Annotated in this window: 14 protein-coding genes; 3 read left to right on the plus strand and 11 right to left on the minus strand. The window is 39.8% G+C overall.

Features of this window, described 5'->3' with window-relative positions; all coding sequences use genetic code 11:
• The first annotated feature begins 144 nt into the window (after positions 1 to 144).
• Together AC3KVK_RS09935 and AC3KVK_RS09940 are read left to right on the plus strand one after the other, a co-directional pair.
• A complete protein-coding gene (locus AC3KVK_RS09935; RefSeq protein WP_490312257.1) occupies positions 145 to 690 on the plus strand; it encodes a DUF2937 family protein in 546 nt (181 codons plus the stop codon).
• Positions 691 to 793: 103 nt separating this feature from the next.
• A complete protein-coding gene (locus AC3KVK_RS09940; protein ID WP_490312256.1) occupies positions 794 to 1,771 on the plus strand; it encodes a S66 family peptidase in 978 nt (325 codons plus the stop codon).
• Between the two features lie 278 nt (positions 1,772 to 2,049).
• Here AC3KVK_RS09940 and AC3KVK_RS09945 read toward each other — a convergent pair whose 3' ends face one another.
• From AC3KVK_RS09945 to AC3KVK_RS09980, 8 genes are all read right to left on the minus strand, one after another.
• Entirely contained in the window at positions 2,050 to 2,346 is a 297-nt protein-coding gene (locus AC3KVK_RS09945) for a hypothetical protein (RefSeq protein ID WP_490312255.1), read from the minus strand.
• A 340-nt stretch (positions 2,347 to 2,686) separates the two neighbouring features.
• On the minus strand, positions 2,687 to 2,932 hold the full coding sequence (locus AC3KVK_RS09950) for a hypothetical protein (protein WP_490312254.1): 246 nt from the start codon (positions 2,930 to 2,932) through the stop codon (positions 2,687 to 2,689).
• Between the two features lie 341 nt (positions 2,933 to 3,273).
• Positions 3,274 to 3,420 (minus strand): hypothetical protein, encoded by a 147-nt coding sequence (locus AC3KVK_RS09955; protein ID WP_490312253.1) that lies wholly within the window; start codon positions 3,418 to 3,420, stop codon positions 3,274 to 3,276.
• 468 nt (positions 3,421 to 3,888) lie between these two features.
• Positions 3,889 to 4,281: a YbaN family protein gene (locus AC3KVK_RS09960; protein ID WP_490312252.1), complete on the minus strand. Its 393-nt coding sequence runs from the start codon at positions 4,279 to 4,281 to the stop codon at positions 3,889 to 3,891.
• Positions 4,278 to 4,868 carry a biliverdin-producing heme oxygenase gene (locus AC3KVK_RS09965; protein ID WP_490312251.1) on the minus strand — a complete coding sequence of 197 codons (591 nt, stop codon included), beginning with the start codon at positions 4,866 to 4,868 and terminating at the stop codon, positions 4,278 to 4,280. Before AC3KVK_RS09965 ends, AC3KVK_RS09960 begins: the two co-directional genes overlap by 4 nt.
• Before the next feature lie 71 nt (positions 4,869 to 4,939).
• On the minus strand, positions 4,940 to 7,663 hold the full coding sequence (locus AC3KVK_RS09970) for a TonB-dependent receptor (protein WP_490312250.1): 2,724 nt from the start codon (positions 7,661 to 7,663) through the stop codon (positions 4,940 to 4,942).
• A gap of 82 nt (positions 7,664 to 7,745) precedes the next feature.
• Entirely contained in the window at positions 7,746 to 8,732 is a 987-nt protein-coding gene (locus AC3KVK_RS09975; protein WP_490312249.1) for a FecR family protein, read from the minus strand.
• A 16-nt stretch (positions 8,733 to 8,748) separates the two neighbouring features.
• Positions 8,749 to 9,216, minus strand: coding sequence for an RNA polymerase sigma factor (locus AC3KVK_RS09980; protein WP_490312248.1), 468 nt, complete (start codon positions 9,214 to 9,216; stop codon positions 8,749 to 8,751).
• 216 nt (positions 9,217 to 9,432) lie between these two features.
• Between AC3KVK_RS09980 and AC3KVK_RS09985 the strand changes: the two genes are divergently transcribed.
• Positions 9,433 to 10,047, plus strand: a complete 615-nt coding sequence (locus AC3KVK_RS09985; RefSeq protein ID WP_490312247.1) for a LysE family translocator — start codon at positions 9,433 to 9,435, stop codon at positions 10,045 to 10,047.
• A 51-nt stretch (positions 10,048 to 10,098) separates the two neighbouring features.
• On the opposite strand, the gene AC3KVK_RS09990 is transcribed toward AC3KVK_RS09985, so the two are convergent.
• The 3 genes from AC3KVK_RS09990 to AC3KVK_RS10000 all read right to left on the minus strand — a co-directional run bounded on the left by AC3KVK_RS09990 (position 10,099) and on the right by AC3KVK_RS10000 (position 15,480).
• Complete coding sequence (locus AC3KVK_RS09990) at positions 10,099 to 12,012, minus strand: alpha/beta hydrolase family protein (RefSeq protein ID WP_490312246.1); 1,914 nt, start codon at positions 12,010 to 12,012, stop codon at positions 10,099 to 10,101.
• 221 nt (positions 12,013 to 12,233) lie between these two features.
• Positions 12,234 to 12,764, minus strand: coding sequence for a DUF2780 domain-containing protein (locus AC3KVK_RS09995; protein WP_490312245.1), 531 nt, complete (start codon positions 12,762 to 12,764; stop codon positions 12,234 to 12,236).
• A gap of 124 nt (positions 12,765 to 12,888) precedes the next feature.
• Positions 12,889 to 15,480: a serine hydrolase gene (locus AC3KVK_RS10000; protein ID WP_490312244.1), complete on the minus strand. Its 2,592-nt coding sequence runs from the start codon at positions 15,478 to 15,480 to the stop codon at positions 12,889 to 12,891.
• Between the last annotated feature and the right edge of the window lie 216 nt (positions 15,481 to 15,696).

Genomic DNA, 15,696 nt, shown 5'->3' on the forward strand with positions numbered 1-15,696 from the left:
CCCGCTATTTTACGATTTATTTTTCCTAAATAGCGTGATCTAAATAGTTGTTTTAAACGTGTGCTTTCAATCATCAAGACTTGGCAAGTTGCCAAATAGTTGGTAGCGTGAGCACTCTCACAGTTATTTTCATTACACAGGCTTATGGCACATTCTTTAATGCAGCGCTGCACTCAAAAACTCGCTACCTACATGCGCTTATCTTTATTCATGTTAGGCGTGTTAGTCGGCGTGCAAGTCCCCGGGTTTGTTGACCAATATGGAAAAAACCTCGAAGCGCGTTTACTGGAATCATCGCAAGCATTGAGTCAATTTCAAGCCGATGCAGATAAATTTTTTGAGGGGGATATCAGTAAACTGATTGCGTATTACCAAACAAAAAATGATGACATTATCAACGCTGGCGCCAATAGCATAACCGCCATCGCTTCGCGCCAAGCTGAACTAAAACAAGCATGGTACGCATTTAACTCCTCAACTTTGGCACAATTTCAGCACGTTGCGTTTACCCCAATTAGCGATATACGCATTCAAGTTTGGCAAAGTTATCAATACCTGATCGTCCTAACCCCCCTCGCGATTCTTTTTGGCATCGTGACAGGCTTGTTGATGACGATGATTATCGACCTATTTGGCGCATTATTGTTATTGCTTGGCCGCCGCCTCGGTAGGTCGACGCAATCTGCTTAGCTTTTTTAAGTATTGATAGCCCCCGCAGTTTTTTGATTGATTTTGTCGTATTAATATTACACTTCAAGTAATAGCTGTTTAAAGTATTCGGTAGGAGAACAAATTGATAATCCCAAATAAACTAAAAGTGAATGATGAAGTTAGGATAATTGCGCCTTCTAGGAGTTTGTCAATTATTGATAAACAGATACAAGAAATAGCAAACACTAGGTTTAAAGAGCTTGGTCTAAAATTGTCATTTTCAAAAAATTGTGAGTCTATAGATGATTTTTCGTCTTCATCTATAGAAGAAAGAATTGAAGACTTACATGAAGCATTTTTAGATAAAAAAGTCAAAGCTATCTTCACTGTCATTGGGGGCGATAATGTAAATCAATTACTAAAGTATATTGACTATAATATTGTTAAAAGAAATCCGAAAATTATATGTGGATATTCTGATACTACAGCTCTATCAAATGCATTATCACACAAAACAGGGCTAGTTACATACTCAGGGCCTGCATATTCAACTTTGGGAATGCTTAAGGGGATTGATTTCTCGATAAATTATATTAAAAAGTGTTTATTCTCAAATGAGCCTTATGAAGTTATAAACTCCGAGCAATGGAGTGATGATGCATGGTATATAGATCAGGAAAAAAGAAACTTTTATAAAGACAACGGCATAGAAGTCTTAAATCATGGTAAGGCTGAAGGAAAAATAGTTGGAGGCAACCTTTGTACTTTAAATTTGCTTCAGGGAACTGAGTTTATGCCTGACTTAACAAATTCTGTATTGTTTATTGAAGATGACGAGTTAACATCTCCTTCAAATTTTGACAGAGATCTGCAGTCGTTAATTCATCAAAAAAATTTCGATAGAGTTAAAGGAATTGTCATTGGAAAATTTCAATTGAAGTCAGAAGTATCAGAGGTTTTGCTTAAAAAAATCATACAATCCAAACAAGAGTTAGCGTCAATTCCTGTGCTTTATAATTTAAACTTTGGACATACAACACCACATATTTGCTTTCCTATTGGTGGATTTGTAAAAATAGATACAAAAAGTCGTAAACAAATAATAATAGAAAAACATTAGGTATAGTAATTCTAGGCATCAGCTAGATTTCTAAATACGTTAGTTCGCTGCAGATTTAATATTAAGGATAATGGGATCAGGTCTGCTTCTTTTATATGAGTGACCCCTTCTGGCACTTTTGCGAAGTTCAGCTGTGAGTCACCAAATAAAACGGTCAATATACACTCATGTTTATTGACTGAGTTTAGGCTCATCTATGTAATGTTTACACCACCCCAATTAAGCCTAAAACACCAATAGGTAAAAGTAACACCCACTGAGGTAATGTTATAAACGTTTTAAGTTTGAAAAAGTGCCAACCTACTCCAATAAACACAAATGATAAAGGATACAGATATTCCGAGGACCACATTTTGAAATGATTCTAAGTTAAACCAACCAACGCACGTTAATACAAGCCCAAAAATAACCAGAATAGCTGATACCATATGCCAACAGGCTAGCAATGTTGCTTTAAGAATGTCTGGCAAATCTGATTTAAGAAAAGGCCTAACAGGATCTATTTGCCCCGCAAAGATATGTATGCCGGATGTAAACAAACCGATTATTCCTGCAATGAAAAGCCAAATATTCATACAAACTCCCTGTAACAACGCCTCAATGAGAGACTAAACAAGTGGATTAAAATGTGTGCGCGAAACATCCGAAACACATAAACATCTCATTGATTTTAAATAGTTTGTATTAAAAAACAATACAAAATAGAAATCATGGGGAGAAAGCTAAAACATTACATTTATTTTGTTTCTTTCTTTTTTGCCATAAGCAACTTGCTAAACAGCCACATCGACCTACGAAATAAACGAGATTGTTTAATGATTGAGAGTTTGACCGTCACTGAATAAAACGGTCAAAAAGAAGACTACTGCCTATTGACAGAGATTGGGGGAATTAAGTTCATATGTGTTAGCAGTTTTATACGTCGCAAGTGACTGTTTTACTAGTTTCAATTTCCCTACCACTATCATCTGTTTCTTTTGCGATAATAGTATAAGTTGTTAGCTTAACTTCCTTACCAACTTCGTTGACATAGTTATACCTTGAACAAAAATCTGATGTTGCTTTTTCTACTTCAGAAAAATGAGATACAGGTTGAGTTGAGCAACCAGCCAAAGTAAATACTAAAGAAAAGCCTAATGCGCAGATTACACCTAATTTCATTATATATCCCTGCACTGGTCACGAGCCTGTAGATTTACTCGTTTTAAAGTTATTTTTATATGTCAGTAAACCATAACTGAGTTCCTATTTTGATTCAATCATTTAGTCGGTTTTACTTTAATATTTAAAATGATAAGCGTTCGGTCGTTTTATTGCGGGATCAATGGGGATTTGACGGCATTTTTAAGGTAAAAATGGCTCCCCCTGATTAGTGCATTCTGTTTTACAGTTTTTCTATATTACAAACCGAGCAATACAGTTGTCATTGGGCATTAAGTTTAGTTTAACTTGGCCTGTTCGTTATATTGCCAAACACTCGCTCAATACAATCCAGTCGCTTGCTATATTGCCGTCGTATTGGCCTGCCTATAATTTTCTAGGTCGAAACGACGACGGATACACCCATTAATTTCAATGTCACCAATAACGGTTTCAAAGGTGTAAGATACATCTGCGAAAATTACGAGCTCTTTATCCCATGCACTCACACGTGCAGAGTTCCAATTTTATTGGGGTTACCAAAATTTTTCTTGGCCCATCGCTGTTACGTCAACGCCCTGCCAATTTAAGATGATGCAGAGTTTTTATCACCAGCTTCATGGTATTGTCATTGCACATTCGGATTTTCAGGGTTAACAGTTTTATCGTAGATGCATACTAATTTCATTTAGAACTAAGTTATATTCTAATAAGCGATCGATTAGCCAAAATACTCGACGTATATCGCCATACCAATTTTGTGGGTGCCTAATTACACGGCTTTTTAATCCTATAAACGGCTTTGATTATAAAGTGATTTTTTAGGTGTTTTCTGAATTACGGTTTGTGGTGATGCTGAATTAAATCAAGGAGCGTCTTTCCTATTAACCTACGCTTATTTCGCTTTCATTGAGGTGTTTATGGAAACGGGGGTATTCTATTCCATCATTGAAGTGCTCCGGTTTTATTCAAGCTTATCAAACCGGAGCAATTGAAGGTTTGGATAACAAGTAACACCCCACTAGCACTTTAATGCTGCCCACCAAGCAAACAACCCATGTGACGGGTGATAAGATGAGCAAGATACAAAAACTCGTCGCCAAAGATGATAACGCAAAAACTTTCGCTTTAAACGAAATAACACGGTACTCCTGCCATAAGTGTAATGTACTACCAAAGCGTGGATGGTTCAGCAGTTTCTGTGCAAGCACTGGGGATGCTCGAGTAAAGCACGCCAAAGCGAGAATAAAAAATACTGTTGTGGGCATAACAGGCAATACCATACCAATCATGCCTAGGATACCAAATAGATATCCCAAAACAAACAACAAACCCTTCTTATAATTCACTAAGACGGCTTTTAAATTCATGAATAAACGTGTGCCTGAAATTTTTTAAAACGGTTAAACGCTTGGCGTGCGCCATCAATTAGGGCCAGTTCTTGCATTTCATCTAACTCAATTGTATCTATTACTTTGACCAGTTCTCGCCATGCACTGCCGCGTCCCGCCCCCGGACCGGCTAAGTAACGAGCACCCTCTAGAGCGCTAACGGATAGTTTTTCTTGTGCTAGTTTGCCGAGCATTGCGGCGCCTACTTTTGATCCCTCAATCACATACAGCCAACCCAGTGCTGTGGCAAAATCAGTTGAGTCGTTAACTTCTGGATTTAAAAATACTGAAGGTACTTGACCGCCTAAATCAATAAAGTCTTGTTCTAGCATACTTAAGCGACGGCGTGACGTTAGATCTGTTATCAGTTCACTCAATTTTACATGATCGTATAATGCACTCACATCTTTTAAGAAGTAATACTGCAACGATAAAAACGCTAAATAGCTTTGGGTATTGGCAAATGGGTCTTGTGCCATTATAGTTTTATCAACGTTATCATGCATATCAGCAGTGGCTGCTTTCAAATTTTTTGCTCGTGAAAATAACAAAGTGACGAGGGTCATAACTGCTCCGAATAGATATAAAAATAAGAGGACATAACAGCGCAACCTTGCGCTGCCATACAATTAGGGGCTTATAATTTAGCTTCTAAGCTGATTGTAATGGTTTGCCCCGGTTCTGGCATAGCCACAATTGAACCAGTTGAGACCTTGTACTGATCCGTTAGGTTAGTAACTGAGAGGTTACCTTTCATGTTGTCGCTAATTTCGTAAGCTAGATAAAAATCAAGCTGATAACCTGATGGAATGTGTGCCAATGTATTAACCGCAGTGCCCGCCAAAAAACCGCCAGGATGATGTTTTTCTGAATGCTTTTTATAAGTAAAACCCAAATCAAGTGAATCATTTAACAAACTAGTGCCCAAAGTGGCAATGTAGTTTTTATCTGCAGGGATCCGAAGCGGTGTCAAACTGCCCGAAAAGCCTGTATCGTTACATTTATCGACCCCTTCTGCGTTTGCTATTAGGTTTGAACACATTTCAACTTTTGAATATTTGGTGTAACTGAACTTGCCGTATAGCCAATCACTGTGGTAATTAAAGCCAACTTCTGTGCCCGGTAATTCAAATGTGTCGTAATTTGTAAAGGAGTATGTTTGCTTCCAAGACGGAGCATCAGGTTCCTTACTAGGTAAAAAGCCCGTTGCCAACATATCTTTTATATTGGTATAAAAATACTCAGCTGAAAGCACGAGTCTATCGCCTATAAACACCACATCGCTAAGCTCGCTTTCAATACCGATATCGTAAGAGCGCGTGTTTTCCGCTTTAATTGGGTAATCCGGAGAATATGAGAATACCTCGTTAGATACCGTTGATTCATAAAGGTTTGGCATGCGATAAGCATTACTAAACTTGATTCGGACGTGGGTATTATCAAATACATTGACCTGCGCCTGCAACGTGGCATCGGTTTGTGCATCAAATGTTAAGGTTTCACCTGTTTGGTAATCATCATTTTTAGAATCGTGATGATTAATGTTTAAGGTGAGTTCCAGTGGTGCTAAGTCAATTTGCGCGTTAGTAAATACTGCACGCTTAACTTGCTTTCCATGGCGGGACGTAGCTTTATAATTGTGATTATCTGGCAACCAGTCTTTTTTAAAGTTGTTTAACCAATCTTTGTGTGGTGCCAATTTTTCTTCTTGCCAAGATAAACCATAGGTCAACACGATTGGCATGTTAGCAATTGACATGTAAGAGGCATTGAGCGCACTTGCACCAAGACGGGTGTTACTGTAGCGGTGGAAATACTGCCCAGCATTTTGCCCTAAGTTACTCCCTAATGCGTTGTACTGCTGCTGTTTAGCACTAGTTCGCCACAAATTCACTGTGAGATCTACATACAAGTTATTATTTGGTAAATAATGATAAAGTACACTGGCACTCTTTACTTTGGATGTGCCAGGCTCCCATTGGGGCATCGTCTCCACCCCTACTGGGATTTCTTCAGATAACCGTTGCTCTACGCCATTTTCATCAACTTCTTTCCAAAACTTCATGTCACCGGCGCGATGTTTGTACCAATATGAAGCTAACATTTCACCCGCCACTTGCTCATGCAATCGGGTATTGACCTCAAGTGAATGCTCGTGAGTAAAATCATAGGCAAATTTCGCAAGGTATGAATCACTTTCAAAGCTGGTATTAACCACTTCGCCATTTTTATTGACGGGCGGTGGAATTAAAACAACGTCAGGCATTTGTTCGTATTGAGTCGGATCACTTTTTGATGGCACCCAACGAATGTACTCTTTAACCTCCACGAAGTCTTCAAAGCCATTTTTACCTGCAAAATAATTACCGACTTCTTTTTTACTGTATGCAACTATAGCTTGCAATTTTTTATCTTTATAAGCACCAGCAAGCGAGGCTCCGCCGCCATTAAAATCAAACGTATCAATACCGTTTTTTACTTCGTAATAGCTTTGCAATCCAAAACTATCTGGCACCTTAGGTGTTTTATTATTGTTATGGGTTTTTAGCTTAACTGATGCACCAAACTTGTCGTTGCTCTTTAAAATGTCATGAACACTAAGCGTACGAATATTTACCGTCCCGCCAATCGCTCCCGAGCTATATGGTGATGCTTTGGTTGACGACCCTTTTTCTATATCAATGGTACTGATTAAATCTGAATCAATATAACTACGATCGGAGGCACCCATATAACCGCGATTGGTATGAGTTGACTGTAAACTGCCATCTATAAAAATAGGCACTCGCCCTTCACCATGCACACCACGGATTCCAATATCTAATGCTCCGGCTTCGTTGCGTATATTATTAGCCTCAATCCCTGAAAACGTTGAAAAAATATCTGAATTCGATAAACCACTTGAGCGCTCAATTTCGCTGCGATGCATTTGCAGTTTATTGCCCGTGACAGTGATCACTTCAATATCATTTTTCGCAGCCCCCGAACGTGCGTTTTTATCATTTTGACGGGCTGGGACAATTGGCATGCGCGCAGCTGAGTTAGCTTTAATCACAATATTGTTATTCACAATATGTGCACTCAATTGGCTATTGGCCAAAGTTAATTCTAGGGCTTTTAACACATTGAATTCGCCATTTATGGCTGGAGCTAATAATCCTACGAGCAACTTAGCATCAGCAATCAAATTCATATCCGCTTTTTCTGCCAATGAATTAAGTGTGTAAACCAGTGGCTGTTCGACAAGATTAAATTGATACACTAACGCGCTGCTATTTGCCATGACTGGCAGTGTTACGCCCAACCCCAGTGCAAATACAAACGGTGTTAGTTTAGTTTTGATTGGTGAGTAAGTGCTCATTATGTCATCCGTATTTAATTTACTTAATTATGAAAACGAATGAGAATAAGAATTCCTCAAAGAAAAAGTGAAATTTTTTAACTTATTTAGCAAAGCTAATAACTATTTGATTATTAATGACTTTAACTTCAACTGATAGCGCGTCTGGCAACAAACTAATAAACTCATCCAATTCAGATGCTGAAAAAACACCAGATAAACGTACCTGCTCTGCCTGCTGATCGGTAAAAATAACGGTGCGATTGTGATAACGATTAAATGTTTGCAAGACACTCACCAAAGGCTCATTGTTAAATACTAAACGCCCTTGCTGCCACGCACCCACATTGAAATGGTCCATAATGTCAAGCTTTATGCCATGTTCACTAATAACTGCGACTTCACCTTGCCTAAGCAAAGCACTATGTCCTCCCAATTGCACGGCCACTTTACCATGTGCCACCGCGACCAAAACCCTATTTTCTTTTTTATCTACTGAAAAACGCGTACCAAGTACGCTCACCTTAGCTTTACCTGCATTAACAACAAACGGGCGCGTTTTATCACTTTCAACATCAAACAGCACCCGCCCTGACAGTAGATTACTGGTCCGTCGGTTATTATCCCATACCAATGACAATTGCGTTTTTGCATCTAAAGTAATATGTGAATTATCGGGTAAAGTGTATTCAAGTAATTCACCGTGTTTAGATTGATACTGAGCAATAAAGGGAGTTTGTAAAAGCATGGTTGGCACAATTCTATAACTCAGTACACTTAGCATAAAAAGCGCACAGCATGCAGCAATTGCATAGTACTTTTTTATCCCGTGCTTATTTTCAATAGGTGTATCGTTCGCATTTTTTTGCAATAGTGGTTGTTCCTGTTCGCAAAGCCTTGCTATGTCATCATCATTAAACTGAGTCAACAGAGTATTAATTTGCTTAGTTTCTTCATAAGCGATGCGATGTGCATCGCACGCATTAAGCCAATTTTCAAATTCAGTAAACTGAACAACACTAAAGCCCGCTTTTTCGAGTTCGATATATTTGTTAGCTTGCGCTTGTATCTTGAGAGTTTGACGGTCCATTCTGATGTTTCTCTTATTATTTTTTTAATGCATCTCGACACGCTAACATGGCGGCCGCTAGATGCTTTTCAACCATGCTAACAGAAACTCCCATTTGATCTGCAATTTGTGGCTGACGTAAGTTTTTGAATTTATACAGAACAAAAGCTTGCTTGGTGTTAAGTGGTAACTGTTCTATACAACGGTGTAACACTGCAAGCTGTTGCTGCGCTGTGATAACGGTTTCAGGCTCAAAATTAGCGGGGGCCACCAATTCAATCCCATCTGGATCTGCAATGCTTTTAGTACTGCGATAATGGTCTATCACTATATTTTTGGCTGCTCTAAAAAACAGCGCCCTCGCTTGCGTTTTATCTTGCTGTGGGTGTTGTTTGTGATGACTTAACAAGCGTGTATACGCTTCTTGCACTATATTTTGCGCTTTATCTTTACAGCCAACAGAACGCGTTATATAGCCTAGCACCTCTGAATAATACCGTTCCAAAATATACTCGACAGAATTTGAAAGGTGCGCATGCTATCACAACAAAATGGTATTGAAAATAATTCTCAATACCATCAAGGTAAAATGCATAACTCTGTAGTTACAATTAAACGCTTATCCTGACCATACCCGTTACATTTTGTATCACTTTTGAGTGGTCTTCTATCAACAGTTGGTTACAATGATTTCGCCCATTTTTAACACGATGCCACTGCCATGACCCCCACCAGCTTATTGACGTTATTTACTGCCATGTTTGTTTTAGCCCTTGTACCAGGACCGGTCGTATTTGCGATCATCGCGCGTTCTTTTTCTGCCGGTTTAAAGCCCGCATTTTACCTGATGCTAGGGGTGTTATTGGGAGATTTTGTATTTATTATTCTTGCGCTATTTGGGCTGTCGGCATTAGCCCAAATGATGGGGGAAACCTTTGTTATCATTAAGTATCTTAGCGCAGCTTACTTGATTTGGCTTGGTGTGAGTTTATTGCGAATAAACACCTCTCAAATCACGCCTGAAACAACTAATCACAATGTATCACGCGCTGATTTCTTAACCGGTCTCATCATTGCGTTAGGTAATCCAAAAGCAATCATATTTTATGTAGGCTTTTTTCCAGCGTTTGTCGATATCAGCCAGGTCACACTACAAGATACCGGCTTAATAATGTTCGTTGCAACTCTCGCATTTGGAAGTGTCAATCTCGCCTACGCATTTCTGGCTATCAAAGCCAAAAACACCTTCACTTCAGCAAAAGCCAGTACTGTTATTAATAAAAGTGCTGGGAGTTTAATGGTGATGACGGGCGCATTAATTGCCTTAAATAGTTAAACTTGACTTAAAAAACGCTCACCCTAGAACGATTACTAGGGCGATTAGCTTTTACATATGGATCTTTAAAAAGTGATCAATCGCTTTTAGGGCGATTTTACGATGCTCTGCTCGATTTAAATAATGATCACCTTTCTCTAACTCGACAAATGTCACTGTTTTATTTGCTGCTTTTAATTGTTCATAGATTGCTTCTGATTGTTGTACTGGCACCACTTCATCTCGCTCGCTATGGATCAGTAAGATTGGTATTTTGACTTGCTCAACAAAATTGATCGGAGATATTTGTTCTAGGTGATTGTTTTTAACATCGCCTTTTGCGATGACATCCTGCCAGTATGACACGACCCAATGATCACTCCCGTAATCTTTTTTCTCATTTCGAAGCATAGCTTTGACATCTGAAACGCCATTGATAGATATGGCACATTGATATCTATCAGGGGTAAAAGAAGCACCAGCTAATGCCGCGTAACCACCATAACTTGCACCCACAATACACACTCTTTTACTATCGATAATTCCTTTTTGACTCAAGTCTACAATGGCATCGGTGAGATCATCTTGCATCTTTCTCCCCCATTCACCTCGCCCTTTATTTAAATGCTGATGCCCAAAGCCACTCGAACCACGGAATTGAGGTTGGATCACTAAAAAACCTCGGTTTGAAAAGTATTGTGTTAACCAATCAAACCCTCGTTTATCGTATGATTCTGGCCCGCCATGAGGCAGAATTATTGCAGGAAGCTTCTTAGCTTCAAGCCCTGCTGGACTCGTCAATAAAGTCGGTATTACTAAACCATCTCGTGCTGTAAATCTATATTCATTAACCGGATTTACGACTGAACCTGGGATATCTGGCCGCGCAGCCGCTAACACAGACAATGCACTATTTTGATACAATAAGTAGTCACCCGAGCTATGTTTTCCATCTCTATATACAATCATCGACTGCCAATCTGGCGTATAATCGTTAATGATGAAGTTACTATCAGGCATCGCATGTTTTATACCACGTAAACGTGCATTTAAATGCTCATCAAAAAATTCATAGCTGGGCGAAAAACCGGAGTATTGCACGCCGTGTACGACTCTCCTTATATCAGTTAAAACATGTTCGATGTCTTTATCGTCATGACTAAATAATGGCTTTGAAATTTTTCCTTCTGCTAAAGATAGGGTGAAGTAAGCCCATCGTTGATGGTTCGAATCTTGGCTAATCATCACTAAATTTTTCTTGTCCTGGGTTAAGCCTGTAAAATTTTTAGTTCGATATGGGGTTTTCTCCTCAAAGATAGTCACCCATTCATCATCAATTCTCGCTTCAATAAGGTGCAAATCATCTTCATTATTGTAGCGTTCGCGGGCCAGTACTTTACCATTTTCATCAAGAAAAAAATCAATGGTATCAGCACTTCCTTTCATGTGAATACGTGGTTTTCTTTTTTTGTCTAAATCAACTTTATATAAATTATATGAGCCAAGGTTTTTATAGGCCGGCATGAACGCATAGCGATGATCAGCGGAAATTCCGATAATATTACCAAGTTCAGTTTGACCTTTATAAATGCCATAGCCTGCGGTCAATAATTGGTGCATTTTATTAGAAGACAAGTTATAAACGTAAGCTGCACTGATCGTGTGACGTCCTTTAAATCCTTTAATTCGTTTATGGCTAGACACCACAAATATCAAACGGTTTTCATCTATAAAATAGGCGTTGTTTGGTTGGACTTCAGATACATCGACAGCTCCTAATACTGAATTATTCTCCACATCAATGACTGTCATTATGTCATTATTATTTGCTGTATCTCGATACGCTAACCGTTTAGCACTCGGTGAAATAACCACCAAGCTCACCTCGGGTAATTTACTATACGCTTCGATGGATGGGTGTTGAGTATGTGCAAATAAAGAGGAAGAACTCATTAGCATTACAATGAGCCAGAATAAAATCCGCATAAAAATAGTCCTTTAATTTCATTTTTGCGCAATTATACCCATAAAGCATCCAATCAGCATACCTCGTCAAGGTAACTAAAAGTCAATCTAACGCTTGATGTTAAGACAAGTTTGCGCTTTTAATATCAATGTAAAGGTAAAAAAGCAGCGTTCATCACGCTGCTTTTCATTTAGGCAAAACACAGTCGCCTACTTAAATTTTACGGTAAACATTAAATGATTTATAAAAAATTCAGCCCTTGCTTTAACAAGGACGATGCTTCGCCATAGCCATTTTGCTCTAAATAACCGCCTAATAAATCGGCCATCGGTAAAATGGTTTCTTTAGGGATGCCTAACTTTTTAAATGCTTGATCTAAATACCCTAAACTAGCCACGGTTTTGGTTTCATCATTTGATTTACCAAGCATCGAAGTCAGCGACGACATGCTAACATTCGGTGCAGATTGAATATATTGCTTTGTCTCTGGTAAAGCGGCGCTGATCATGGCAAAGTTTTCTTCTGAAACATGATCTTGTGCAACTTTTAATAAACTTCCTAACCCTGCCTGTGCAACGTCAGGGCTCAAACCAAATTGATTGGCAGCCATATCAATTAAGCCTGATGTCATCGACGATTGCGGTTGAGCGACCTCTTTGACCACAGATTTAGCTTGATTTTCAAGAGACTTGGTTAAATCAGATAAACCTGCAACTGCTGAGTGCGAAGCAAACAGTATCGTGCTGCTAATTAGTAAAGAGTGTAATTTCATCGTTTTTCTTAATAAGGTGATTGATTCGGTTATCATAACGGTAACAATGCTGAGATGTAAATTATTGTTTTGTTATCAAAAAAGTCAGCATCGTTAGACTGACTTTTTATTGAAGTGGGCAAGGTTATTCTAATTGCACTAATCCGGCACGATACAACAATTGAGCAATGTGTTGGATGGTTGCATTACGCTTCCCCTCGCCTAACGAGTTATCTTCGCCGGTTAGCAACAAGACATAGCCTGCTTGCGTATAGGGGTTGTAGTGCATTACGGCATGTGTGCCCGGATCGCCTCCGGTGTGACCTAAAAATGGCCCTTGCCAAAACCAAAACAGTCCTTGTTTATCAAACTCAAACACCTCAGCGTTGGTTTGTGAGCTGAGCATCGTTTTGACACTTTGCTCAGACAACACCCGTTTGCCTTCTAACTCTCCACCTTGAGTAATGGCAATTAAAAAGCGCGCTAAATCTTGGGCGCTGGTATTTAAATCACCATCATAAAAGGTTGGGTAACTAAATTCAGGCACTTCAAACAACTCGCCATCAACAAAGGTATATTGGGTTGCTTTGGGATTCTCTGGGTTGAGTTCAGTGTGCAACCAAGTGGTATCGTTCATACCCAAAGGTGCAAATACGTTGTCTTTCATAGAGTGAGCTAAATTGATATTTTGGCGCTGCTCGACCATAAAACCAGCCAATCCTGCGGCAACGTTAGAGTACACATGCTGTTTTCCGGCGCCAGAGTTTTCATCTGCGACAAAAACGCCATCCATATGATATTTATCGCCGGGGGTAAAATATTGCTGATAAAAGGTGGCAGAATCGATACTCACATCCATCGGGCAATCAGCTAATCCATACGTGCCGTACAAAGATAAACGGCTGTCATGGATATAATAACTACACAAATAGCCCAAATTATCGATAATGCCAGAAGTGTGAGTCATCAAGTGTTGCAGCGTAATTGGTGTATCGAGATCCTGTGGGTTTTGCACACTAAAAGAGAGATTGGCCATCATTACACTATCACTTAGCGCCACATGCCCTTGCTCCACTTGCTGCATGATGCCCACAGCAAGCACTGCTTTACTGATTGACCCCACATTAACTGGCGTATTGGCTGTCATGGCTTGTTGTGTTTGCGTATTGCTCACCCCGAGCCCTTGCTGCCAAATAATTTTATTCCCTTGAATAACAGCGGCCGATAAACCCGGGATCCCCGTTTGTGCAAACGAGTCGCTCACTTGCTCAGTTAATTCTGCATTGTTAAGACTCCCTTTGGGCGTGACATTTAGTGTTCTTAATACATAGTCAATCGGTGTATTGGCATGGTAGTTAAAGTCTTGGTGAGAATAGACAGGCATAGTTACATCTGGCATCACGCCCACATTTTCAATGGATTGATCTTGCAAATTGGTATAGCGCTCATTACTTAGCCCCACTTGCCAGCCATTGGGTAAGTTAAACTGTAAAATATCTGAAAGTGCACCATTGGTCGGCTCACCAATCAACGTAGCATGAGGCAATGCATCAAATGCTAATGTCATCACCTCACCTGCACTGACCGTTGTGCCACCAATAATCACATAGACGGGCTGAGTGTATGGCACGCCTTTGGCGACGTTAATCATTAATGCTGTTTTTTCGCCTGAGCGGGTGCGATTATCAACAAACTTGTAAGCAAAAATCCGTTCTTGATCATTAAAGTAACTGGCAATCACTTGCCCTGCTTGGTCAAATCCCCCCTCATTAAAGCGTAAATCAATCACCATCGCGTCTGTTTGTGCTAAATCAGCCATCATGTGTTGCATCATGACATCGAGATAATCCATTTGCGCATCAAAATAGCTAAGTGTTTGATCAATGCTGGCGGGTTCAGATCCTGTATCATAAAAGTCAGATAAGCTGTCCACTCTTAAATAGCCGATATTACCCGGCAATGTTGCCCAGCGCAGGGCATCAGAATCTTCAAATTGCGACATTTCAGCGCTTGCAACTTGGGCTAAGGTTTGTTGTTCGATTTGCTGTTTAAAATACGCCAAAACAGGCGCAGGATCCTCCATCCCTTCATTTGCCATCATCCGACTGATTTCCTTGGCTAACCCTTTGGCTGGGCTTGCATCGACACCGAATGTTTCGTCATCACTTAACCAGACATGGCTATCACCAAATGGCTCAATCATGGCACTGAGTATCTCTGCTAACGCTTGATCTGAGGTTGTGGCACTAACAAGTGGTCGATAGAAGTCGTATTGCGCTTGCCAATCGATATTTCGCTCACTAAAAAACGCATAATAATCATTAAAAGCATGCCACACATAGTCAAACGTTACCTGTGCATCATTGTCGCTGAGTAAGTTCGCCTCATGACAGGGCGTGGGTAAGGCGGCTTGTTTTTCAAATCGGAGCGAGTTTGTAATTCGATTGGGGATCGTCAGCGTTGCACCGGACACTTGTGCTAAGGCTTTTAAATCTTTGAGGGTGTCATTTTTGTGATAATCGGTTTTAAGGCAGCCATACTGATTGTATTCATACAGTTGCAGGCCTTGTTGATCGAATTGCCAAATCTCACCGTAACCGGGTTTAAGCCAAACACCTTCCAAGGTTTTTTCAGGCGAGCTATTTTTGTCACTTGAGCCACAGGCCGTTATCAAAAGGCTGGCCATTGACAGCGCGATTAAATGTGGTTTGAGCAACGAATTAGTAAAAACAGTCATAACAGTGCGTCCTTATCGTGTTGAGTGAACAAGATAATAAGCTGGCAGCGCGGTTATATCTGTGGTGATTGTGTGTAAAGGTGTTTAAAACTGTACCTGTAGTTGTAAGAAAGTGTCAGCATGGGTAAAAAATCACACAATACCGTTACTCGACAACTAAGGCCTCATGTTGTAAATCAGACTGATAAAGCATGTGTTTTTGCCTTTGAATCTCAG

It is taken from the genome of Pseudoalteromonas sp. J2K-J979, assembly GCF_058169715.2.

Coding starts and splice junctions, on each gene's coding strand:
- AC3KVK_RS09935 (WP_490312257.1), top strand. CDS start 145: ATGGCACATTCTTTAATGCAGCGCTGCACTCAAAAACTCGCTACCTAC.
- AC3KVK_RS09945 (WP_490312255.1), bottom strand. CDS start 2,346: ATGAATATTTGGCTTTTCATTGCAGGAATAATCGGTTTGTTTACATCC.
- AC3KVK_RS09950 (WP_490312254.1), bottom strand. CDS start 2,932: ATGAAATTAGGTGTAATCTGCGCATTAGGCTTTTCTTTAGTATTTACT.
- AC3KVK_RS09960 (WP_490312252.1), bottom strand. CDS start 4,281: ATGAATTTAAAAGCCGTCTTAGTGAATTATAAGAAGGGTTTGTTGTTT.
- AC3KVK_RS09965 (WP_490312251.1), bottom strand. CDS start 4,868: ATGACCCTCGTCACTTTGTTATTTTCACGAGCAAAAAATTTGAAAGCA.
- AC3KVK_RS09970 (WP_490312250.1), bottom strand. CDS start 7,663: ATGAGCACTTACTCACCAATCAAAACTAAACTAACACCGTTTGTATTT.
- AC3KVK_RS09975 (WP_490312249.1), bottom strand. CDS start 8,732: ATGGACCGTCAAACTCTCAAGATACAAGCGCAAGCTAACAAATATATC.
- AC3KVK_RS09985 (WP_490312247.1), top strand. CDS start 9,433: ATGACCCCCACCAGCTTATTGACGTTATTTACTGCCATGTTTGTTTTA.
- AC3KVK_RS09990 (WP_490312246.1), bottom strand. CDS start 12,012: ATGCGGATTTTATTCTGGCTCATTGTAATGCTAATGAGTTCTTCCTCT.
- AC3KVK_RS09995 (WP_490312245.1), bottom strand. CDS start 12,764: ATGAAATTACACTCTTTACTAATTAGCAGCACGATACTGTTTGCTTCG.
- AC3KVK_RS10000 (WP_490312244.1), bottom strand. CDS start 15,480: ATGACTGTTTTTACTAATTCGTTGCTCAAACCACATTTAATCGCGCTG.